The organism is Betaproteobacteria bacterium, from assembly GCA_016709965.1.
Lineage (GTDB): Bacteria > Pseudomonadota > Gammaproteobacteria > Burkholderiales > Rhodocyclaceae > Azonexus > Azonexus amarohabitans.
The window spans coordinates 649,964-671,116 of sequence record JADJLT010000006.1 but is presented as its reverse complement, the minus strand read 5'-3'; the positions used below and the strand labels follow the sequence as shown (position 1 = coordinate 671,116).

Annotated in this window: 20 protein-coding genes and 1 pseudogene; 10 read left to right on the top strand and 11 right to left on the bottom strand. The window is 54.9% G+C overall.

Going from position 1 to position 21,153, the window contains the following annotated elements; translation table 11 throughout:
- Window positions 1–51: 51 nt before the first annotated feature.
- The 3 genes and pseudogenes from IPJ12_17765 to IPJ12_17755 all read right to left on the bottom strand — a co-directional run bounded on the left by IPJ12_17765 (window position 52) and on the right by IPJ12_17755 (window position 3,385).
- A pseudogene (locus tag IPJ12_17765) lies at window positions 52–1,275 on the bottom strand (argininosuccinate synthase).
- 10 nt (window positions 1,276–1,285) lie between these two features.
- The gene (gene argF / locus IPJ12_17760; GenBank protein ID MBK7648942.1) at window positions 1,286–2,212 is read right to left on the bottom strand and encodes an ornithine carbamoyltransferase; all 927 of its coding nucleotides are present in this window, start codon (window positions 2,210–2,212) and stop codon (window positions 1,286–1,288) included.
- Window positions 2,213–3,385, bottom strand: a complete 1,173-nt coding sequence (locus tag IPJ12_17755; GenBank protein ID MBK7648941.1) for an aspartate aminotransferase family protein — start codon at window positions 3,383–3,385, stop codon at window positions 2,213–2,215.
- 247 nt (window positions 3,386–3,632) lie between these two features.
- On the opposite strand from IPJ12_17755, the gene IPJ12_17750 reads away from it, so the two are divergent.
- Window positions 3,633–3,935 carry a DUF3579 domain-containing protein gene (locus IPJ12_17750; GenBank protein MBK7648940.1) on the top strand — a complete coding sequence of 101 codons (303 nt, stop codon included), beginning with the start codon at window positions 3,633–3,635 and terminating at the stop codon, window positions 3,933–3,935.
- Window positions 3,936–4,018: 83 nt separating this feature from the next.
- On the opposite strand, the gene rpsT is transcribed toward IPJ12_17750, so the two are convergent.
- Window positions 4,019–4,288, bottom strand: a complete 270-nt coding sequence (gene rpsT / locus IPJ12_17745) for a 30S ribosomal protein S20 (GenBank protein ID MBK7648939.1) — start codon at window positions 4,286–4,288, stop codon at window positions 4,019–4,021.
- Between the two features lie 207 nt (window positions 4,289–4,495).
- Between rpsT and IPJ12_17740 the strand changes: the two genes are divergently transcribed.
- Genes IPJ12_17740 through IPJ12_17710 form a run of 7 tightly spaced genes read left to right on the top strand, consistent with a single transcriptional unit; the run spans window position 4,496 to window position 11,421 of the window.
- On the top strand, window positions 4,496–5,101 hold the full coding sequence (locus IPJ12_17740) for a GspH/FimT family pseudopilin (GenBank protein MBK7648938.1): 606 nt from the start codon (window positions 4,496–4,498) through the stop codon (window positions 5,099–5,101).
- Window positions 5,098–5,544: a type IV pilus modification protein PilV gene (gene pilV, locus IPJ12_17735; GenBank protein MBK7648937.1), complete on the top strand. Its 447-nt coding sequence runs from the start codon at window positions 5,098–5,100 to the stop codon at window positions 5,542–5,544. Before IPJ12_17740 ends, pilV begins: the two co-directional genes overlap by 4 nt.
- The gene (locus IPJ12_17730; GenBank protein MBK7648936.1) at window positions 5,541–6,566 is read left to right on the top strand and encodes a PilW family protein; all 1,026 of its coding nucleotides are present in this window, start codon (window positions 5,541–5,543) and stop codon (window positions 6,564–6,566) included. Before pilV ends, IPJ12_17730 begins: the two co-directional genes overlap by 4 nt.
- A gap of 34 nt (window positions 6,567–6,600) precedes the next feature.
- On the top strand, window positions 6,601–7,185 hold the full coding sequence (locus tag IPJ12_17725; GenBank protein MBK7648935.1) for a pilus assembly protein: 585 nt from the start codon (window positions 6,601–6,603) through the stop codon (window positions 7,183–7,185).
- A 15-nt stretch (window positions 7,186–7,200) separates the two neighbouring features.
- Window positions 7,201–7,599, top strand: coding sequence for a hypothetical protein (locus IPJ12_17720; GenBank protein MBK7648934.1), 399 nt, complete (start codon window positions 7,201–7,203; stop codon window positions 7,597–7,599).
- Window positions 7,600–7,622: 23 nt separating this feature from the next.
- A complete protein-coding gene (locus IPJ12_17715) occupies window positions 7,623–10,997 on the top strand; it encodes a pilus assembly protein PilY (protein MBK7648933.1) in 3,375 nt (1,124 codons plus the stop codon).
- A gap of 4 nt (window positions 10,998–11,001) precedes the next feature.
- Window positions 11,002–11,421 (top strand): prepilin-type N-terminal cleavage/methylation domain-containing protein, encoded by a 420-nt coding sequence (locus IPJ12_17710; protein ID MBK7648932.1) that lies wholly within the window; start codon window positions 11,002–11,004, stop codon window positions 11,419–11,421.
- Window positions 11,422–11,434: 13 nt separating this feature from the next.
- On the opposite strand, the gene ispH is transcribed toward IPJ12_17710, so the two are convergent.
- From ispH to IPJ12_17685, 5 genes are read right to left on the bottom strand one after another with little or no spacing between them, the layout of a single operon-like run.
- The gene (gene ispH, locus IPJ12_17705) at window positions 11,435–12,355 is read right to left on the bottom strand and encodes a 4-hydroxy-3-methylbut-2-enyl diphosphate reductase (GenBank protein ID MBK7648931.1); all 921 of its coding nucleotides are present in this window, start codon (window positions 12,353–12,355) and stop codon (window positions 11,435–11,437) included.
- Entirely contained in the window at window positions 12,356–12,787 is a 432-nt protein-coding gene (locus tag IPJ12_17700; GenBank protein MBK7648930.1) for an FKBP-type peptidyl-prolyl cis-trans isomerase, read from the bottom strand.
- Window positions 12,784–13,266: a lipoprotein signal peptidase gene (locus IPJ12_17695; GenBank protein MBK7648929.1), complete on the bottom strand. Its 483-nt coding sequence runs from the start codon at window positions 13,264–13,266 to the stop codon at window positions 12,784–12,786. Before IPJ12_17695 ends, IPJ12_17700 begins: the two co-directional genes overlap by 4 nt.
- Window positions 13,259–16,057 (bottom strand): isoleucine--tRNA ligase, encoded by a 2,799-nt coding sequence (gene ileS / locus IPJ12_17690; GenBank protein ID MBK7648928.1) that lies wholly within the window; start codon window positions 16,055–16,057, stop codon window positions 13,259–13,261. The genes IPJ12_17695 and ileS overlap by 8 nt, the downstream gene beginning before the upstream one ends.
- A 9-nt stretch (window positions 16,058–16,066) precedes the next feature.
- Window positions 16,067–16,987 (bottom strand): bifunctional riboflavin kinase/FAD synthetase, encoded by a 921-nt coding sequence (locus tag IPJ12_17685; GenBank protein ID MBK7648927.1) that lies wholly within the window; start codon window positions 16,985–16,987, stop codon window positions 16,067–16,069.
- Between the two features lie 163 nt (window positions 16,988–17,150).
- On the opposite strand from IPJ12_17685, the gene IPJ12_17680 reads away from it, so the two are divergent.
- Complete coding sequence (locus IPJ12_17680; protein MBK7648926.1) at window positions 17,151–18,197, top strand: GGDEF domain-containing protein; 1,047 nt, start codon at window positions 17,151–17,153, stop codon at window positions 18,195–18,197.
- Here IPJ12_17680 and IPJ12_17675 read toward each other — a convergent pair.
- Together IPJ12_17675 and tsaE are read right to left on the bottom strand one after the other, a co-directional pair.
- Complete coding sequence (locus IPJ12_17675) at window positions 18,194–19,543, bottom strand: N-acetylmuramoyl-L-alanine amidase (protein MBK7648925.1); 1,350 nt, start codon at window positions 19,541–19,543, stop codon at window positions 18,194–18,196. The genes IPJ12_17680 and IPJ12_17675 overlap by 4 nt on opposite strands.
- Complete coding sequence (gene tsaE / locus IPJ12_17670; protein ID MBK7648924.1) at window positions 19,477–19,995, bottom strand: tRNA (adenosine(37)-N6)-threonylcarbamoyltransferase complex ATPase subunit type 1 TsaE; 519 nt, start codon at window positions 19,993–19,995, stop codon at window positions 19,477–19,479. Before tsaE ends, IPJ12_17675 begins: the two co-directional genes overlap by 67 nt.
- Here tsaE and queG point away from each other — a divergent pair.
- Window positions 19,987–21,045 carry a tRNA epoxyqueuosine(34) reductase QueG gene (gene queG, locus IPJ12_17665; GenBank protein MBK7648923.1) on the top strand — a complete coding sequence of 353 codons (1,059 nt, stop codon included), beginning with the start codon at window positions 19,987–19,989 and terminating at the stop codon, window positions 21,043–21,045. The genes tsaE and queG overlap by 9 nt on opposite strands.
- Window positions 21,046–21,153 lie beyond the last annotated feature (108 nt).

Here is a 21,153-nt window from a genome sequence, read left to right as displayed (position 1 = left end):
CTTGGCAGTCGCCGGCTTGACCGCCGCTTTCTTCACTGCCGGCTCGCCTGCCTTGCGTGCGGCAAGATTGGCGGCAATACGCATGCGCAGCGCATTCAGCTTGATAAAGCCGCCCGCATCCCGCTGATCATAAGCACCGGCATCATCCTCGAATGTGGCGATGGTCGAATCAAACAAAGAATCGGTCTCGGAGTCCCGACCCACGACAATCACGTTGCCCTTGTATAACTTCAGGCGAACCATGCCATTGACGCAGCCTTGCGTATGGTCGATCAGCACCTGCAAGGCTTTGCGCTCCGGGCTCCACCAGTAACCGTTGTAAATCAGGCTGGCGTAGCGCGGCATGAGGTCGTCCTTGAGGTGGGCGACTTCGCGATCAAGCGTGACCGACTCGATGGCGCGATGCGCGCGCAGCAGGATCGTTCCACCCGGGGTTTCATAGCAGCCGCGGGACTTCATGCCAACATAACGGTTCTCGACCAGATCGAGACGCCCGATGCCATGCTTGCCACCCAGCTCGTTCAGCAGGGCCAGCACTTCGTGGGCCTTCAGCTTCTTGCCGTTGACGGCAACCACATCACCCTTGGCAAATTCCAGATCGAGATATTCTGCCTTGTTCGGCGCCTTTTCCGGCGACACGGTCCACCGCCACATCGACTCTTCGGCTTCGGCCGCCGGATCTTCCAGGTGACGGCCTTCGTAGGAAATGTGCAGCAGGTTGGCGTCCATCGAATACGGGGAGCCGCCCTTCTTGTGCTTCATGTCGATTTCGATGCCATGCTTTTCGGCATAGGCCATCAGCTTTTCGCGGGACATCAGATCCCATTCGCGCCAAGGGGCAATGACCTTGATACCCGGCTTAAGCGCGTAGGCACCCAGCTCGAAGCGTACCTGATCGTTACCCTTGCCAGTTGCACCATGGCAAATGGCATCGGCACCGGTCTCATTGACAATCTCGATCAGACGCTTGGCAATCAGCGGGCGGGCGATGGAGGTACCCAGCAGGTATTCGCCCTCATAAACGGTATTGGCGCGGAACATCGGAAAAACGAAGTCGCGGACAAACTCCTCGCGCACATCGTCAATATAGATATTTTTCGGCTTGATGCCTGCCTTCAACGCCTTGGCACGTGCCGGCTCCAGCTCTTCACCCTGGCCAAGGTCAGCCGTAAAGGTCACCACTTCGCACTGGTAAACATCCTGCAACCACTTGAGGATGACCGAAGTATCCAGACCGCCCGAATAGGCCAGTACTACTTTCTTGATGTCGCTCATTTCCGTTCCCTTATTTCGTTTCAAGCCTGCCCAAGAGCAGGTATTCCATCAGCGCCTTTTGTACGTGAAGCCTGTTTTCGGCTTCATCCCAAACCACAGACTGCGGCCCGTCGATCACCTCGGCGGTAACTTCCTCACCACGATGCGCCGGCAGACAGTGCATGAACACCGCCTCAGAATTCGCCACACGCATCATGTCACCGTCGACACACCAATCAGCAAAAGCCTTGATCCGTGCTTCGTTTTCTGCCTCGAAACCCATCGATGTCCATACATCCGTGGTTACCAGATCCGCACCTCGACAAGCATCCATCGGATCAGCGAATACCTTCAAGCGCGAACTATCAATGACACCGACCAAATCCTGATTGATTTCATAGCCGGGTGGCGTCGATACATGCACCTTGAAGTCAAGGACCTCGGCTGCCTGCAACCAGGTATTGCACATATTATTGGCATCACCAACCCAAGCAACCGTCTTGCCCTGAATGCAGCCGCAATGCTCAATGAAGGTATAGATGTCGGCCAGAATCTGGCAAGGATGATATTCGTTGGTCAGCCCGTTAATTACCGGCACGCGCGAATTGGCTGCGAAACGTTCAATGATGTCCTGTTCGAAGGTACGGATCATCACGATGTCGCTCATTCGCGAAATGACCTGCGCCGCATCCTCGACCGGCTCACCACGCCCCAACTGGGAGTCACGCGTATTCAGGTAAATCGCCGAACCACCCAACTGCTGCATGCCAGCTTCAAACGACAGACGCGTTCGCGTACTGGCCTTCTCGAAAATCATGACCAGCGTACGGTCCGAAAGCGGCCAGTACTTTTGGTAAGACTTGAACTGGTTCTTGATCCAGCGCGTCCGCTCGAAAACATACTCAAGCTCTTCGCGCGTGAAATCCTTGAATTGCAGGAAATGTTTTATCGCCATCATTTAGACCGCCAAAAAGTCCCTGATTAGCGGGATGCTACGGTCAACCAGCTCTTTTGCCTCTTTCTCACTGAAAGTCAGTGGCGGCAACAAACGAATAACCTTATCGGCCGTCACATTGATCAACAGGCCAGCCGCCAGCGCCTTGCCGACCAGTTCGCTGCATGGCCGATCAAGTTCGATACCAATCATCAGGCCATGCCCGCGAATTTCAACCACGCCGCTTAAACCAGCCAAGCCATCGGCATACAGCTGGCGAATCAGCGTCCCAACCTTTTCCGCGTTGGCCATCAAGCCATCTTCTTCGATCGTGGCAATTGTCGTCAGCGCAGCCGCACAAGCCAAAGGATTACCACCAAAAGTTGAACCATGATTTCCCGGTCCGAAAAGCCCGGCTGCCTTGCCTGCAACCATACAGGCACCGATTGGCACCCCGGAACCCAAACCCTTGGCCAGGGTCGCCACATCCGGCTGAATCCCGGCGTGCTGATAGCCAAACCACTTGCCGGTGCGCGCCATGCCGCATTGGACTTCGTCACAGATCAGCAGCCAGCCATTCTGATCACACAACTGGCGGAGCCCTTTCTGGAACTCAACCGAAGCGAGATGAATCCCGCCCTCCCCCTGGATAATCTCCAGCATGACTGCAACTATATTTTTATTGTGTTCAGCAACTGCCTTGATGGCATCGAGATCATCGTAGGGCACCCGCACAAAGCCGGAAACCAGCGGTTCGAAACCAGCTTGAGCCTTGCGGTTACCGGTTGCGGAAAGGGTTGCCATAGTCCGACCATGAAACGCCTTTTCCATCACGATAATGGTCGGCGTCTCGATACCCTTCTTGTGACCGTAGAAACGAGCCAGCTTGATTGCCGCCTCATTCGCTTCGCAACCCGAATTGCAGAAGAAAACTTCCTGCATCCCCGAGAGGCTCGCCAATTTGTCGGAGAGCTGGTCCTGGCCGGGAATTCCATAGAGATTGGAGGTATGCAACACGCGACCAGCCTGTGCGGCAATCGCAGCAACAAGCTTGGGGTGAGCGTGGCCAAGCGTGGAAACAGCAATACCGGAAAGCGCATCGAGGTATTCCTTACCCTCGGTATCGGTAATCCGGCTACCTTGGCCATGGCTAAACGCCACCGGCAACCGAGCATAGGTATTCATGACATGCGACATGAGGCAACCCCAAAAAACGAAAACGGCGGACATTGCCGCCGGAATAGTCACCACACCAACGAGCCAAAACCCGAAAAGTGCGTCAGAGGCTCAGATTTTAGGTGAAAAGCAAAGCAATGTATAGAACAGCAAGGGGGATGCGTCCAGTCGACCACAAACCCATAAGCCATAGTTATGGAAAGGCTTCCGCCTTCTGCTAGAATGCGCCAACGCAAGGTCGCATCGCCCGCAAACGCAGAGTAGAACAATGACAACTATAGAATCGACCACATTCATCATTGTTGGCCTCACCAAAGAAGGTAGGAAATTTCGTCCCAGCGACTGGGCCGAACGCCTGTGCGGCGTCATGTCCGCCTTTGGCGCGGAACGCAAGATGAAATACTCACCCTACGTTGGTCCGGGGGACTACAACGGCGACAAAGCCGTGTTCGTAGATGGCCGTCTCGGCGAAATCGAGCCGATGGCTTACCGCTTCATGCTCAATTTCGCACAGGACAACGACCTGCAAATCATTGATGGCGTCTGCTCCCTGGAAGACAAGAAGAAGTAACCCTCCGCCAACTCCGCTGATTTCAGATAATAAAAAAGGCGCCCTGAGGCGCCATTTTTATTATTGTTCGAGCGTACCGCTTATCAGGCAGCAGCAAGTGCCTTGATCTGAGCAGACAGGCGGCTCTTGGTGCGGGAAGCCTTGTTCTTGTGAACAATCTTCTTGTCAGCGATGCGGTCAAGAACCGCAACGGATTGCTGGAAGACGCCTTGAGCGGCGGCTTTATCACCAGCTTCGATCGCCTGACGGACACGCTTGATCGCGGTCCGCAGGGTCGAACGCAGGCTGGCGTTATGGGAACGCTGCCCGTCAGCTTGACGGGCGCGCTTGCGGGCTTGTGCGCTATTGGCCATTAAAGTGTTCCAAAAAACTAAACCGCAGATTTTAATCCATAGAGAGATTCTAATCAAGAGATATCAGCCCAATTAACACCCTGAACAATTCATGATCGAAAACGTCGAACAACCACTCATCGAACACAATCGACCATTCACCCAATAACCGATATCACAGAACCAAACTCTCCCTAGAATGGCAACTTGAATCAAGGAGCAAATGGGATGGCAGCACGCTTGAAAATCAATCGGATCTGGCTGGGTCAGCGCGGTTTTACCCTAACCGAGTTAATGATTACCTTGGTTGTATTTGCCATCTTGCTCGGCATCGCGATACCGAGTTTCGAAAGTACCATTGCGTCCAGTCGCCTGTCTGCAGCGACGAACGACTTGCTTGGATCGCTGGCGCATGCAAGATCCGAAGCCATTCGTCGCGGACAACGGGTGACCGTTTGCGTTAGCGCGGACGGTGCCACTTGTGCCGCCAATGGGGGATGGGGCCAAGGCTGGATATCATTTCTGGACACAACACGAGCAGGCGCCATTGCCAGCGTTGACAACGCCAATGAAGTCCTGCTCGGGAGCAGAGCAGCACTGCCAGCGGGCATCATGATTCAGGGCAACGCCAATGCAGCACAGTACGTTTCTTTCGGTTCGAACGGACAATCACTGTCCATGGCGGGAGCCACCCAAGTCGGAACCATTCGTGTCTGCTCTACCTCGACCGGTCTCTCAGATGACAAAAGGGCACGAAGCCTTGTTATCAATGGCGCAGGCCGGGTGACTTCCCAGACGATCAACGGTATTGCCAACCTATGTCCAGCCCCATGAACCACCCACGCTCCCCACGATCGCAACAAGGCGTTGCTCTCCTTGAGGTGTTGATTGCCGTTTTAATACTGGCCATCGGCCTGCTGGGCCTGGCCGGACTTCAGGCGCAGGCACTCAAGACAAACCAGAGCAGCTTCCAGCGCACGCGCGCAGTGATGCTGAGCTACTTCATTCTCGATGCAATGCGTGCCGACCGCCAAGCCGTGCTTACCGGTGCATATGAGCGTCCGAAAACATGTGGTGTCCCTGCCGTCGGGACGCTTGCGCAAAACAACATTAATTTCTGGATACAAGAAATCAAGAACAACTTGGGCAACACCAACGAAAGCTGCGGGCTGATCACCTGCAACGCCGCAGGAGACTGCACTGTTCAAATTTGGTGGGACGACAGTCGTGCTGGTGGTGGCGTTCAGCAAATGATCGAAACGAGAACACGGCTATGAAGAAAAATTTCGCAAGACCCTCACAGGGTTTCAGCCTGGTTGAACTGATGATCGCGCTTGTTCTCGGTCTCGTCATCATGGGCGGCGTAATCAGCATTTTTGTCGCCAATCGGCAGGCATTCCGCGTTTCAGAAAACGTTGCGCATATTCAGGAGAACGCACGGGTTGCCTTTGAGTTGCTGGCTCGCGATCTCCGTGAAGCGGGTGGAAACCCATGCGGCACGCGACAAATTGCCAACACATTGAATAATTCAGCAAACCTTTGGTGGGCAAACTGGGCCGCAGGATCGGTTCGTGGCTTTGAGAACAGTGCTGCCGGCGATTTGGCCACAACCATCGCTCCTGTAGGGGCTGCCACAGGAAATCGGGTTGCCACGACAGATGCCATCCTGTTGATCAATGGCACGGCCATTGAAGGCCTGAATATTTCCAGCCATGACCCGGCTGCCGCGCAATTCAAACTCAACGTCAATAATCACGGGATCAATGTTGGTGACGTACTTGTGGCTTGTGATGCATACAGCGCGGCAATTTTTCAAGTTACCAATGCCAATCAGGCGAACGGCACCATCGTCCACAATGCCGGCGGTGGCGTTCCCGGCAACTGCTCCAAAGGTTTAGGCTTCCCGACCATCTGCACACCTGGCGGCACCGGAAAAACCTTCGAAAGCGGCGGCTTCATCGTCAGACTAGGGGCAGCGTTCTGGTACATCGGCAACAATGACCGGGGCGGTCGCTCGCTGTTTCGAACCAGCGTTAGCGGAACAGCGGTGTCACAGAACGACGAAATCGTCGAAGGGGTTCAGGATATGCAGTTAGAGTATCTAACCCAAGATAATGCTGGCGTACTCACCCCCAACTATGTCCTCGCCAACACCATTGCAAGTTGGGCTCAAGGGGCTTTCCCGAGAGTTACTGCAGTCCGCATGACCATCACCTTCGTCAGCAACGAGGCAGTTGGCACCGACCGTCAGGTGCTTAGTCGCAGATTCATTGACGTTGTCGATCTCCGCAATTTGTAAACCCATGACAAAATTTCACACTCCTCCTTCGATCATGAATCGCCAAAAGCAAAATGGCGTGGCACTGGCCATCGCATTGATTCTGCTGGTGATCATGACCCTGCTCGGACTTTCAGGTGTTCGCACTGTGGGTCTTGAAGAAAAAATGGCCTCCAACACATACGATCGAAGCCTCGCGTTTCAAGCAGCGGAAGCAGCCTTGCGCGCAGGCGAAGATGCAGCTCAGGCACAGTCTTTGGTTAACAATGCGGGCTTCCCGGTCTATGTGGATGCGGATAACACTTGCCCGGCAGCAGCAGTAAACACCTGTAATGCCGGACTCTGTGCTCGCCCTGACAAAGACTGCGAAGCACGGTGGACAGCTGCCACATTTGACTGGATCAACAGCACCTCCGCTGCTGCTGCCTTGAATCTCGGCCCTCTCGCCGGTGGAGTGCCACGGTATTTCATCGAATATCTCGGCAACAACTACCCGAACGACCCAGACGACCCGAACTCCTGCAGCGGTGGACCAGGAACCCCGGGGTGCACCTCTATGCGCTACAGGGTTACATCCATTAGCAATACCGGTGCCGGGCGTGCCGGCGTCGTTCTCCAGTCTATATACGCTCCCCAATAAACGAGGACTCCAGCAATGAAACTCATTGTTTTCAAGCAAATATCAAATGCGGTTTGCCAGAGGAAAATTCGCGCCTCAATTTTGCGTTTTTTCTCTTCGATACTTCTGGGCATCAGCATTGGGGCTATTTGTTCTCCAAACGCCATGGCTGACGTGGTCGGCGTAGTAACTGCAGTCTCTCAGCCGACTGGCGAAGTCACAGTCAATGGTACAACGCTCAAATTATCCAGCACGACTCAGGTAAAACTTGAAGGCGAGAAAAAATTGGTCGATGGGCGCCTAGAAAACATCTCAGCCGGACAATCCATCAGTTACCGCGAAGAAGGATCGGTCGTCCGTCAAATCACCATATTAAAGCGCCCGATCGACTTGCCGCTCGTTACACCGCCTAACCGCCTAACCGTAAGACAGTAAGCCCGCCCGCGGAGGAAGAGACCATGACCGTTTCGATATCAGCACTACGTCTTGGGCGTAAACCCTGGCTACTTACACAAATAGCTGCAAGCCTGCTTTTTTCAGGCACTGCACTTGCTCTGAGTATCCCCGACACACCGTTACAGACGCAAACCTCGGCCGAACCCAATGTCATGATGATTCTTGACGATTCGGGTTCAATGCAATGGGAAGTATTGCCTGACGACTTCGTGTATGTGTATTTCATGTTCCCTCGAGCAAATGGCGTCTACGGCGCTTCTGATTACACCAATTACACGGTCGATTCGGATGGAAACAATCGGTATGCCCGCTTTCTTCGCTCCTCGAACAACAAGGTGTACTACAACCCGGCAATTCTTTATAAGCCCTGGAGCAACTCCGATGGCTCGCTAATGCCCAACGCAACCCCTACCGCTGCATATCATAATGCGGCAAATCATGCTGTAGGGGTCCGCGACCTGACAGTTGACACCAACAACCAAAGTGGATATTGGCTTCTGGACAATGGTTTTTTTACTGGATGGGGAACTCGAGCCTATTTTCCTGCCACGTATTTCAAATATAACGGCGGCAATGTCTGGAGTGCGCTCAGCTACACCAAGGTCGAAATCAGACCGGCCAACGCACCATTCACCAAATATCCAGACCGAACAGACTGCGCAGCGGCGGGTTGTGCCTATGACAAAGAAATTCAGAACTTTGCCAATTGGTATACGTATTACCGCTCCCGTGTGTTGACGGCACGCGCCGGTATCGGTCGCGCCTTCGCTGCGCAGGGCACAAAACTACGCACAGGTTTTGGAGCGATCAACAAATCGTCAAGCAGTGTTGATGGAGTCAATACCAGCACTATCGTTAAAGGCGTACGTCTTTTCAGCGGCGCTGATCGCGATACGTTTTTCACCACGCTTTATGGACATGATATTCCGGCAGCGGGTACTCCGCTGCGTCAGGGGTTGGAAAGCGCCGGTGAGTATTACTCCCGAACAGACAGCAAGGGCCCTTGGAGTTCAACGCCGGGGGTTGGGGCTGCAGGAAGCACCTATCTCGTTTGTCGGCAGAGCTATACGATTCTCATGACAGATGGCTATTGGAACGGTCCGGATGCTACCAGTGCTGGCGCACGAGCCAACAATGATGGTACGCCGGGGGCTCAAATCACCTACCCGGACCTGCCGCCGTATACGCAGACCTATACTTACGCACCGGTTTCGCCATATACCGATAATCGCTCGAACACCCTAGCAGACGTCGCAATGTACTACTGGAAGCGAGACCTGAACACCAATATCGCCAACAATGTACCGACCAATTTCAAGGACCCCGCCTTCTGGCAACACATGGTCACTTTTGGGGTTGGCCTCGGGGTTAGCGGGACTATAAGCTCTACCGACGCTTTTGCAGCAGTGACGTCAGGCGCCAATATCAACTGGCCCGATCCGACGCTGACCAATGCGGCCAAGCTTGACGATCTGCTTCATGCATCAGTAAATGGCCATGGCGGATTCTTCAGCGCACAGGATCCGCAGCAATTCGCCGACGCCCTGACAAGGACACTTGACGATATTGTCAATCGTTCCGCCTCTGCATCATCAGTTTCCGCCAACAGTACGCAGTTGGTCAGCGATGCAAAAGTGTACAATGCAAAATATGACACCAGCAAATGGTCGGGCGAACTGGAAGCACTTTCCATTACCTCAGCGGGGGTTTCCGACATCCCAGCCTGGAAAGCCTCAGAGCATATCCCTCTTCCTGGTGACAGCTATGTCTACACCGCTGGCAGCCGAAAAATATTCACTAAATCGGGCGGTACCGCCGTACCTTTTCTGTGGAACAACCTCTCCGGCGCTGATCAAGCTCTTCTGGGCAACAATCCAGATGTGCTTGGCTATATTCGCGGCATACGCTTAAAAGAGCAGCAAAATGCAGGCGGCACCTTGCGTAACAGAACCAATATACTGGGAGATATCGTTCATTCGTCGCCATTCTATGCAAAAGAAACTGACACTGTCTTCATTGGCGCAAACGACGGAATGTTGCATGCTTTCAATGCGATAAATGGCACTGAACTTTTCGCTTATCTCCCGAGTTCATCCATTCCGAAACTGTTCGATTTGACGCAGCCTTCATACAGCCACAAGTTTTTTGTCGATGGTGATATCGCCGTGTCAACAACGACACAAACGCCTGGGCACAACTATTTGGTAGCCAGTTTGGGGCGCGGGGGTAAAGGGCTATTCGGGCTGGATGTCACCACCCCTGCCTCGTTCGGCACCGCAAATGTCTTGTGGGAAAATTTTGGCACCGCTGATCCTGATGTTGGCTACATGCTAGGTCGCCCGAGCATCGCGAAAATGAACGATGGATCGATGGCCGTGATTGTAGGCAACGGCTACAACAGCACGAACAAAAATGCCGTACTTTATATTTTCAACCTATCAACCGGTGCATTGATCCGAAAAATTGACACAGGTGTCGGTGGAGATAACGGTATGGCCGCCCCAGGCCTGATTGACGTCGATAACGATGGAGATATCGACTATATCTATGCTGGCGACTTGAAAGGCAATGTCTGGAAATTTGACGTAAGCAGCAATAATTCCGCCCTTTGGGATTCTGCCCTTAAATCAGGCGCCGTTTCAGTGCCATTATTTGTAGCGAAGGATCCGTCAAACAATATTCAACCGATTACCGCGCCAATAACAGTGGCTGTCAATACAAGTATTGGTGATTCAAACTATGGCAAACGCTATGTATTTTTTGGAACGGGATCATTTCAGGAATCGGCAGATCAGAGCAGTCTTCAAATTCAGTCATGGTATGGCCTGATCGACGAGGGATTGCAAATTGCAGATCGCGCAAGCCTGAAACAGCGTTCACTCCTGGCACAGGGTACAGTCAATGGATTTCCAGTACGTACATTTTCCGCAGCAGTCCCGAATGATATGGTCGGAAAAAGTGGTTGGTATATTGATTTGAAGCTAGCGGGCTTCCCTGCCGACGGCGAGCGGATGGTAACTGCTTCGAAACTCTACAAACTAGCTGAGCCGACACTGATTGCAAGCTCGATGATACCTATCGTCGATCCCTGCATTCCCGGGGGCAAAGGTTACCTGAATGCGATCAGTCCATTTACCGGCGGCCGACTGACTTTAGGCTTTTTCGATTTGAATGGTGACAGCAACTTCAGCAACGATGGACTAGCGGGCATTAATGCAGGATCTGTAGATCTTGGCGGTGGGATGCCCAGCGAGCCGATTGTTATTGGCAATCGCGTAGTTGTCGGTGGATCTGGCGGTGCCCCAAAGAGCGTCTTGGTAAACACGGGCGGCAAAAAGTCAGGACGTCTTTCCTGGCGCGAAATACTGAGGAATTGAAAGTATGATCCGGAATAAAAACGCTAGAGGCTTTACACTCATTGAGCTAATGATCGTGGTGGTGATCATCGCCATCATTGCTGCGGTGGCTTACCCAAGTTACCAGCAACACATTCAACGCACACGTCGAGCAGTGGCCGCCGGGTGCATGATGGAGCTATCCCAGTTCATGGAAAGGTTCTTCACGACAAACATGCGCTATGACCAGGATACTGCGGGAAATGCTGTTGCACTGCCGGGATGTTCTGCGAACGTGGCAGCCTTTTATGTGCCAGGATTAAACCCTGCCCCTACCGTAACGCAATACACCATTCAAATGGTGCCCCAAGGCGCTCAATTAGCCGACGTCTGCGGCACATTAACGATTAATCAAGCCGGAACACGATCCCCTGATGCTGGCGCCAGACCGGAATGCTGGCGATAGGGCGTGTGTCTGATCAAACCAACGCAGAAGGCAGAGGGAAGGTTACGCTTTCCTCTACCCCTTTAAGTTGGGTGATCTCGGCTTTGGTCAGCATCTGAATTCTTTGCACCACTTGGTTAACCAGGAGCTCCGGTGCAGAAGCACCGGCGGTCACCCCGATTCTGGATTTCCCTGACAACCAAACAGCATCGACCTCGTCAGGACCATCGATCAAGTAAGCTTCAATACCACGACTGACAGCAACCTCTTTCAAGCGGCGTGAATTCGAGCTGTTCGTGCTTCCCACCACGATCACCAGATCGCATTTCTCGGCCAATGCCTTGACGGCATCCTGGCGATTTTGGGTGGCATAGCAGATGTCGTCTTTTTTTGGCCCCTGAATATTAGGGAAACGGGCTTTCAGAGCTGCAATAACGATAGATGCATCGTCAACAGACAGCGTGGTTTGTGTAACAAATGAGAGCTGCTCGGGGAGTTTAACTTCGAGCGAGGCAACGTCATCCGCCGTCTCGACCAGATACATCCCCCCCTGACTCTGCCCCATCGTTCCTTCAACTTCGGGATGCCCTTTGTGGCCGATCATGACAACTTCTCGAGTCTGATTGCGCATCTTTCCGACTTCAACGTGCACCTTTGTCACCAACGGACAGGTAGCGTCAAAAACCTTCAGGCCACGCGCTTCTGCTTCCGTGCGCACCACCCTGGAGACACCATGGGCACTGAAAATCACCGTGCTGCCAGCGGGCACCTCGCTCAGTTCTTCAATGAAGACCGCCCCCTTGGCCCGCAGGTCATCACAAACAAATTTGTTGTGAACGACTTCGTGGCGAACGTAGATCGGCGCACCAAACTTTTCGAGCGCGCGCTCAACGATGGTGATGGCGCGTTCAACTCCGGCGCAGAAGCCGCGAGGATTGGCGAGGATGACTTGCATTTACATAATTCCGATAATTTCCACCTCGAAGCGGATCGTTTTTCCGGCCATCGGGTGATTGAAGTCGAACAAGGCGTGCGTGGCATCAAGCTCACGCAGGAAGCCGGCGAAGGTGCCGCCATTCGGGGCACTGAATTCGACGACGGAATTTTCCTTGAGTTCCATGTCGGCTGGCAGACCGGCACGGGCGATGCGCTCGACGAGACGATCATTGTGCTGGCCAAAGGCGTTCGCAGGCTCAAGTTCGAAGACGAAACGTTCATGTGCCGGCAGGCCGATCAGCACGGACTCCAGATTTTCGGCCAGTTGCCCACTACCCATTTGCAAGGTGGCCGGGCTCATGTCGAAGGTGGATAGAAATTCTTCGCCATCCAGCGCGTTAATTCGGTAATGCAGGGTCAAGAAGCTGTCTGAGCGAACAGTAGCTGTCATCGGGAAATCTCTTTCTTTTTTGTAGCGGTCAACTGCTCAATCACGAGCAAAACCGCACCAATGGTAATGGCGGAATCGGCGACGTTGAAGGCAGGCCAGTAATACCCGGCGGCATGCCACTGAATGAAATCGACGACGGCACCGAAACGGATGCGATCAATCACGTTGCCCAGCGCACCGCCCATGACCAGCGCCAGCGCCAGCGACAGCAACTTCTGCTGCGGATGCTGACGGAGCATGATGGCCAGCCACCCGGAAACGGCCAGCGCCAGCGCGGAGAACAGCCAGCGTTGCCAGCCAGGCTGGTCGGCGAGAAAACTGAAGGCAGCGCCGGGGTTGAAAGCGAGCACCCAGTTCCAGAATGGCGCAACGTAGATGGTTTCGCCGAACCCGATGCTCTTCAAAACAACCCACTTGCTCAGCTGATCCAGAAGGATAATCAGCCCGGCCAACGCATACCAACGGCCCACACTAGGCATGCGCACGCGCCTCGCCTTCACCGTACAGGTTACTGATGCAACGACCACACAGGCCCGGATGTTCGGTATGGGTGCCGACGTCCTCGCGAACATGCCAGCAACGCTCGCATTTGGCATGTTCAAGTGGCGTGGCGATGACTTGTTCGTTGTCATCGCGGATTGCCACGGTCGACGAGCAAATAAGGACGAATTTCAAATCTTCGCCCAGCGTTGCCAGGGCATCGTATTTTTCGCCTGAGCAATGGATTTCTACTGCAGCTTGCAGTGCCGAGCCAATCTTGCCGGCTTCGCGCTGAGCTTCAAGCGCCTTGGTCACGTCTGCACGTACCGAGCGGATCAGCGCCCACTTGGCTAGCAATTCACCCTCCCCCGCTTGAACGGGAAGCTCGTGCCATTGCTGGAACATGACTGAGTCGTCAGCCTTACCCGTCAGCACCAGCCAGACCTCTTCCGCTGTAAAAGCGGTAATCGGCGCCAGCAGGCGGACAAACGCCTGCGTGATTTGCCACAGCGCCGACTGAGCGGAACGGCGAGCCACGGACTTCGGCGCAGTCGTGTATAGACGATCTTTAAGAATATCGAGGTAGAAACCGCCAAGATCTTCCGAACAGAACATCTGTAGCGCCTGCACGACTCGGTGGAATTCGTAGCGGTCGTAGTCACCACGACAGCTTTCCTGCAGGTCGCGCGTCAAAGCTAGCGCGTATCGATCGATTTCCAGCCACTGATCGAGCGGCAGCATATCCGTGGCGGCATCGAAATCAGAAATATTGGCCAGCAGGAAGCGCAGCGTGTTGCGGATACGGCGGTAGCCTTCGACGACGCGCTTCAAGATTTCGTCGGAAATGGTCAGCTCACCGGAGTAATCGGTCGATGCCGTCCACAGGCGCAGGATGTCAGCACCCATCTTGTCCGAGACCTGCTGCGGTGCGATGACATTGCCTTTGGACTTGGACATCTTGTGCCCTTTGCCGTCGACCACGAAGCCGTGGGTCAGCAGTGCCTTGTAGGGCGCACGGCCATCAATGGCACAACCGGAAAGCAACGATGACTGGAACCAGCCGCGATGCTGGTCAGAGCCTTCAAGGTAGAGATCCGCCGGATAGGTATGCTCAGCCGCATGTGAGCCGCGCATGACGTGCCAGTGCGTCGTGCCGGAATCGAACCAGACATCCAGCGTGTCCTTCATCTGGACGTATTGATCGGCCTCGGCGCCCAGCAATTCGGCGGCATCCAGACTAAACCATGCTTCGATACCGGCCTTCTCGACCCGCTGGGCGACCAGCTCAATCAACTCTGCCGTCCGCGGATGCGGCTTGCCGGTTTCCTTGTGCAGGAAGAACGGAATCGGTACGCCCCAGTTACGCTGGCGCGAAACGCACCAGTCCGGGCGAGTCTTCATCATGCCTTCAAGACGCGCGCGGCCCCAGGCCGGATAAAACTGCGTTTCATCAACAGCGCGTTCGGCAATCCACCGTAGCGTCGACGCATCTTCAGTCGTCTTGTTGTCCATGCCGATAAACCACTGCGTCGTCGCGCGGAAGATGATCGGTGTTTTGTGGCGCCAGCAGTGCGGGTAGCTGTGTTTGATTTTTTCGTTTTTTAACAGTCGACCGCGGGATTCCAGCTCCTGCAGCACCAACGGGTTGGCTTCCCAAACCGTCTTGCCAGCCAGCTCACCGACCGACAAGGCGGGCGTCGTGCTGATGAAGCGGCCGTCATTGGCGACCGGATTATTCACCGGCAGACCATATTTCTTGCCGATGTTGTAGTCATCCACGCCATGTGCCGGCGCGGTATGCACCAGGCCGGTACCAGCCTCGGTCGTCACGTGCGTACCGCAAATGATGGCTACGTCACGATTCTGAAACGGGTGCTTGAGCAAAATCTGGTCGAGCTTCTCGCCTGTGCAGGAACCAAGGGTGATGCCTTCCAGCTCATAACGGTTCAGTGCGGACTCAGCCAGGTCACGAACCAGAATCAAGGCGCCTTTTTCAGTTTCGATCAGGTCATACGTCAGTTCCGGATGCACGCTGACGGCTTCGTTGGCCGGAAGCGTCCACGGCGTGGTCGTCCAGATGACGGCAAATGCAGGGCCGCGCAGGTGGGTCAGACCAAATGCTGCAGCCAATTTGGCCGCGTGGTTTTCATGCACTTCGAAGGCAACATCGATAGCCGGCGAGTTCTTGTCTTCGTACTCAACTTCGGCTTCAGCGAGGGCAGAGCCGCAGTCCAGGCACCAGTTCACCGGTTTCAGCCCCTGATAGAGGTAGCCCTGCTCCAGAATCTTGCCCAGCGCGCGGATCTCGCCAGCTTCGGCCTTGAAATTCATGGTCAGATAAGGATTGCCCCAATCACCCAGCACGCCAAGACGGATGAAATCCTTCTTCTGGCGCTCGACCTGCTCGGCGGCATAGGCGCGCGACAACTCACGCACCTTGTCGGCAGGAATGTTCTTGCCGTGCAGCTTCTCGATCTGGTGTTCAATCGGCAGGCCGTGACAATCCCAGCCCGGCACATAAGGCGCGTCAAAGCCGCTCAGTGTCTTCGAGCGAACAATGATGTCTTTCAAAACCTTGTTGACCGCGTGACCAATGTGAATATCGCCGTTAGCGTACGGAGGGCCGTCGTGCAGCACAAAACGGGGACGACCGGCACTGATCTCCCGGATGCGGTGATAGAGTTTTTTCTGTTGCCATTGGGCAACCCACTGCGGCTCGCGCTTGGGCAGATCTCCGCGCATCGGAAAAGCCGTATCCGGAAGATTCAGGGTATCTTTATAATCAGCCATTTTGCATGCTCACAGCTCGAAAAAAGCCCGGGCATTCGCAGCATCCGCTGCGATCTGCGCCTTGAGGGCGTCAATATTGGGAAACCGTTGTTCGTTGCGCAACTTGTGGACGAAACGAACAGAGATGTGCGCGCCATAGATATCGCGGTCGAAATCGAAGAGATGCACTTCCAGTAGTGGCCGAGTCCCGTCCACGGTCGGGCGAATACCGAGGTTGGCAACGCCGGGCAGCGGCTTGGCCCCTAGCCCACTGACCTCAACGGCAAAGACGCCGCTCATCGGCAATGGATTGTGCTTGATACGCAGGTTGGCCGTGGCAAAACCGATCTGCCGCCCCAGCTTCTGGCCATGTGAGACTTGGCCATCCATAATGTACGGTCGCCCCAACAGGCGTGCCGCATGCGCCATGTCACCGGCAAGCAGCGCCTGGCGAATCGCCGAACTGGAAACACGCACACCGTCCAGCATCACGCTGCCCATCGCCTCAACGGCAAAGCCGAAGCGCCGGCCGGCCTCCTGCAAAAGCGTAAAATCGCCAGTCCGGCCACGACCGAAGCGAAAATCGTCGCCAATAATCAAATGCCGCACCTGACAGCCACGAACCAGCACCTGGTCGATAAACTCGTCGGCTGACAAGGCGGCGAAACTGGCATTGAACGGGCAAATCATGGCCTGGCGTGCGCCTGACTCACCCAGCAGCTCCAGCTTTTCGCGTAAAGTCGTCAAACGGGCTGGCGCCGACGCGGGCGCAAAAAATTCGCGAGGATGGGGCTCAAAAGTCAACACGGTTGGTGCCAATTGAGTATTTTCAGCCACCTCAGCCAAACGTTTCACCAAGGCGACATGCCCAAGATGAACGCCATCGAAATTGCCGATGGCGAGCACAACTGGAGCAGGAACAGGACGCGAGTGGCCGCGAAAGACGCGCATGGGGAAACTGACAGGAAAAACGTTGAATTATAACGACCTAAGGCACTCAGCGGATACGTGAAGATAGGCTTTACTACCCACCAGGTACTGCACCATGCGAAATTCAGCATCAGCTTATTGTTATAATCAACGGGTTTAACAAAATCACCCATAGTAGCTTTCGATGCTCGAACTGATCAGCCACGTAGTCCAGATTTCGGCGCGCCGCGACCGAACCGAAATCAATTCGGCCATGGTTGACGCACTGCTTGACCTCTTTCATCCGCAAAAGCTCACTATCTATCGTAGCTACGCGGGCAACAAAAAAGCCGTGGTATTCGCCTGTGCCGGAGCAGGACCCAATGGTCAGTTCCTGCGTAACGCCTACCTGCCCGACCACCGATACTGCCATCCGATTGAACGCGACCCGTTGCTCAATCGGTGCCGCAAAGAGGGTTCTGCTGTCATCGATTTTCTCGAAGATGGTTCGCATCGCATTGTTTTCCCGGTCATTCGACTGGACGAACCTATCTATTTGATCGAACTGAACCTCTCCGATGAGTTTTCAGCCGATCAGAGAGTCACCCTGATGGGGCTCATCGAATATTTTGGCAACCATATCTCGCTGCTTGACTATGGCGAAGCGGATACCCTGACCGGGCTGGCCAGCCGCAAGACCTTCGACAAGCATCTTTTCGAATTGCTCGGCAAGGCAACCAGCGATGAAATGTTAGGTGGTGGCGCAGAAAGCAGACGACGCGGCGGCGCAGGTGAAAACGCCTGCCACTGGTTGGCGGTGTGCGACATTGACCACTTCAAGCAGGTCAACGACAACTTCGGACACCTGATCGGCGACGAGGTTTTGATCATGCTGGCCCAAGAAATGCGCCAGTCCTTCCGCTTCGATGACCAATTGTTTCGCTTCGGTGGCGAGGAGTTCATTGCCTTGTTGCAACCAACCGAAGAGCAATTTGCGCTCGCCACGCTGGAACGCTTCCGTAAAAATGTTGAACGCCAGGCATTCAGCCGGGTAGGCCATGTCACCGTCAGCATCGGCTTCAGTGCGCTCCGTCCGAAAGATACGCCGACCGATGTTATCGACCGTGCCGACGAAGCGCTTTATTACGCAAAGCGCCACGGACGGAATCGCGTCGATTGCTATGAAAAACTGGTCGCCACCGGCGAAGTGGCGATCAAGGAAATCGCAAAAGGCGAAATCGAGCTTTTTTAGCCCAGCGCAGCAAGCTTTGATTTGGGCCCGGGCGGATGCTTGATGAAATATTGCCTGACGCCACGGACAATCGCTCCCGCCAGCTTTTCCTGATAGGCGTCGTCATTCAGGCGAGCCTCCTCCTCCGGGTTCGAGATAAAGGCCGTCTCGATCAGCGCCGAGGGAATATCCGGTGCCTTGAGCACAGCAAAGCCGGCCTGCTCGACACTGGCCTTGTGCAGGGAATTGATCGCGCCGATTTCGCCGAGCAGGTATTTGCCCAGTTTCAGGCTATCGTTGATGGTGGCCGTCTGCGAAAGATCGAGTAGCGTACGGGCGAGAAACAGATCCTTGGCACCAAGATTGACGCCACCAATCAGGTCCGCCCGATTTTCGCGCTGGGCAAGCAGGCGCGCCTGTGTACTGGACGCCCCTTTTTCCGAAAGGACAAAAACGGAGGAACCATGTGCATCCGGCCTGATCCAGCCGTCAGCATGGATCGACAGAAAAAGATCGGACTGCACGCGCCGCGCCTTCTGTACTCGCATTTGCAAGGGCACGAAGAAATCGGAATCACGGGTCAGCACAGCACGCATGTTGGGCTCGGCATCAATCCGGGCTTTGAGGCGGCGGGCAACTTCAAGCGTGACATTTTTTTCGTAACTGCCGGCCTTGCCAATGGCGCCGGGATCCTCGCCACCGTGACCGGGATCGAGGGTGATCGTAACCAGACGATCAACAATGGGCTTGCCCGATTTCTTGCTGGTGTGCACTTCAGGGGCTTCAAGCGGCTTGTTTTCCGCCTGTTTGGCAATCAGATCATCCGTCTTTTTTTCAACGATCTGGAAATCCTGCTCGTTTTTGGGCGGCTCAACGGCCTCCTTGCGGCCTTCGAGCAGCGCCATCATCGGATCGGGTGGATTGACCGGATAGACATCAAGCACCAGACGGTGCCCATAATCGCCAGCCGGATCAAGCGTAAAGACCTGTGGATTGACCTTGGTCTTGAGCTCCATGACCAGGCGCACGACGCCTGGCTTGAAACGACCGGCACGTAACAACTTGATATTGGGGTCATCCGTCGTCAGCTTGCGGGAAAGGCTGTCCAGCACGCTGTTGAACTCCACCCCTTCAATGTCCACCACCAGACGATCCGGATTTTCGATCAGGAAATGCGTGAATTTTAGGGGGCCGTCGTGCTCGAGGGTCACACGCGTGTAGTCGGCAGCCGGCCAGATGCGTACAGCGAGAATGGACGGCAGTCTGGCGGCAGCGCCGGCCAGCGGCGTGACAGAGAGGATCAGCGAGGCGCCGGCATAACGGAGGAGCTGGCGGCGGCCATGGCTGAGATGAGCGTGTTTAGACATGCCTGCCCTTTCGGTGAATCTGCCACGGCTTCGAGGACACGCCCGACACCTGCATGATGAATACGCAACCGCAGGTCTGGCGACGGAACGCAGCCAGCAGCCCGCTCCGGCCATTCGACCAGGCAGATTGAAGCGTCATTAAAATATTCATCAAAGCCCGCATCGAGAAACTCCTCTGGTGACTCGAAACGATAAAAATCAAAGTGATATAAGTATAAGCTCGAAATTACGTAAACTTCAACCAGTGAATAGGTCGGACTTTTCACCGGACCAACATGACCAAGTGCCCGAATCATTGCCCGCGACACCGTGGTTTTACCTGCGCCGAGGTCGCCTTCAAGGAAAATCACCAGCCCGGGCTGTAATTGCGGCGCCAGCATTTCGCCCAGACGCTGGGTTGCAGCCTCGTCGGGCAATTCGAAAACGGCGGTAACATCGGGGCTATGCACGATCAGGACTCCACGGTGGATTACGCGGCACTCAAGGAAAAAATCCGCGAGGCCGGCAAAAAACTCGGCTTTGCTGCCGTCGGCGTTGCACGGGCCGAGCCCGGCCCGGCGGTTGAAAAAATGCGGGAATGGCTGGCGGCAGGCTGCCACGGCGAGATGGATTATATGGCCCGCCATGCCGAATTGCGCGCCGACCCACAGCAGTTGCATCCGGGAACGCTAACCGTCATCAGCCTTGCAATCGACTACCTGCCTCATCGAAAAACCGAGGAACAGCAGGATCACGCAGCCATTTCCCGCTATGCCCAGGGGCGTGATTATCACAAGCTGATACGCTCCCGGTTACAAAAGCTGGCCGATGCAATCGCTGACCTGACCGGCCCCTTCGGGTACCGCGTGTTTTCCGATTCGGCGCCGGTGATGGAAGTTGAGTTCGCCCGTCAGGCCGGTCTCGGCTGGCGCGGCAAGCACACGTTGCTGCTCTCGAAGCAGGGTTCATGGCGCTTTCTGGGCGACATCTATACCGACCTGCCCCTGCCGCCGGACGAACCTATCGAGGAACACTGTGGCACCTGCACGGCCTGCATCGATGCCTGTCCGACCAATGCCATCGTCGCCCCCTACAAGGTCGATGCCCGGCGCTGCATCAGCTATTTGACCATCGAACTCGCCGGCGCCATCCCGGAAGAGTTCCGTTCCCTGATTGGCAACCGCATCTACGGTTGCGACGACTGCCAGCTATGCTGCCCGTGGAACCGCTTCGCCCAACTGGGCGACCCGGAATTTTCACCACGCCATGGACTGGATAGCGCGACGCTAATCGATCTGTTCGCGTGGACCGAGCAGGAATTCGAGCATCGACTGGCCGGAAATCCGATTCGCCGGATCGGGCACGAGCGCTGGCTGCGCAATATTGCCGTAGCGCTGGGAAACGGCACGCCCACGGTCAACGCCAAAAAAGCGCTAAAAATGAAAATTGATCATTCATCGGAACTTGTGCGTGAACATGTAGCCTGGGCACTCAACAAGTTGGCTACCCTTGATTTATATTAGCTATTTCAGGCCAGACACCGCTAACATGGACTACGAAGCGAAAAATCAGGGCTCTCACCGAACACCAATAATTCCATTTGTTTTATTTTTAATATTTAAGTAGATTGT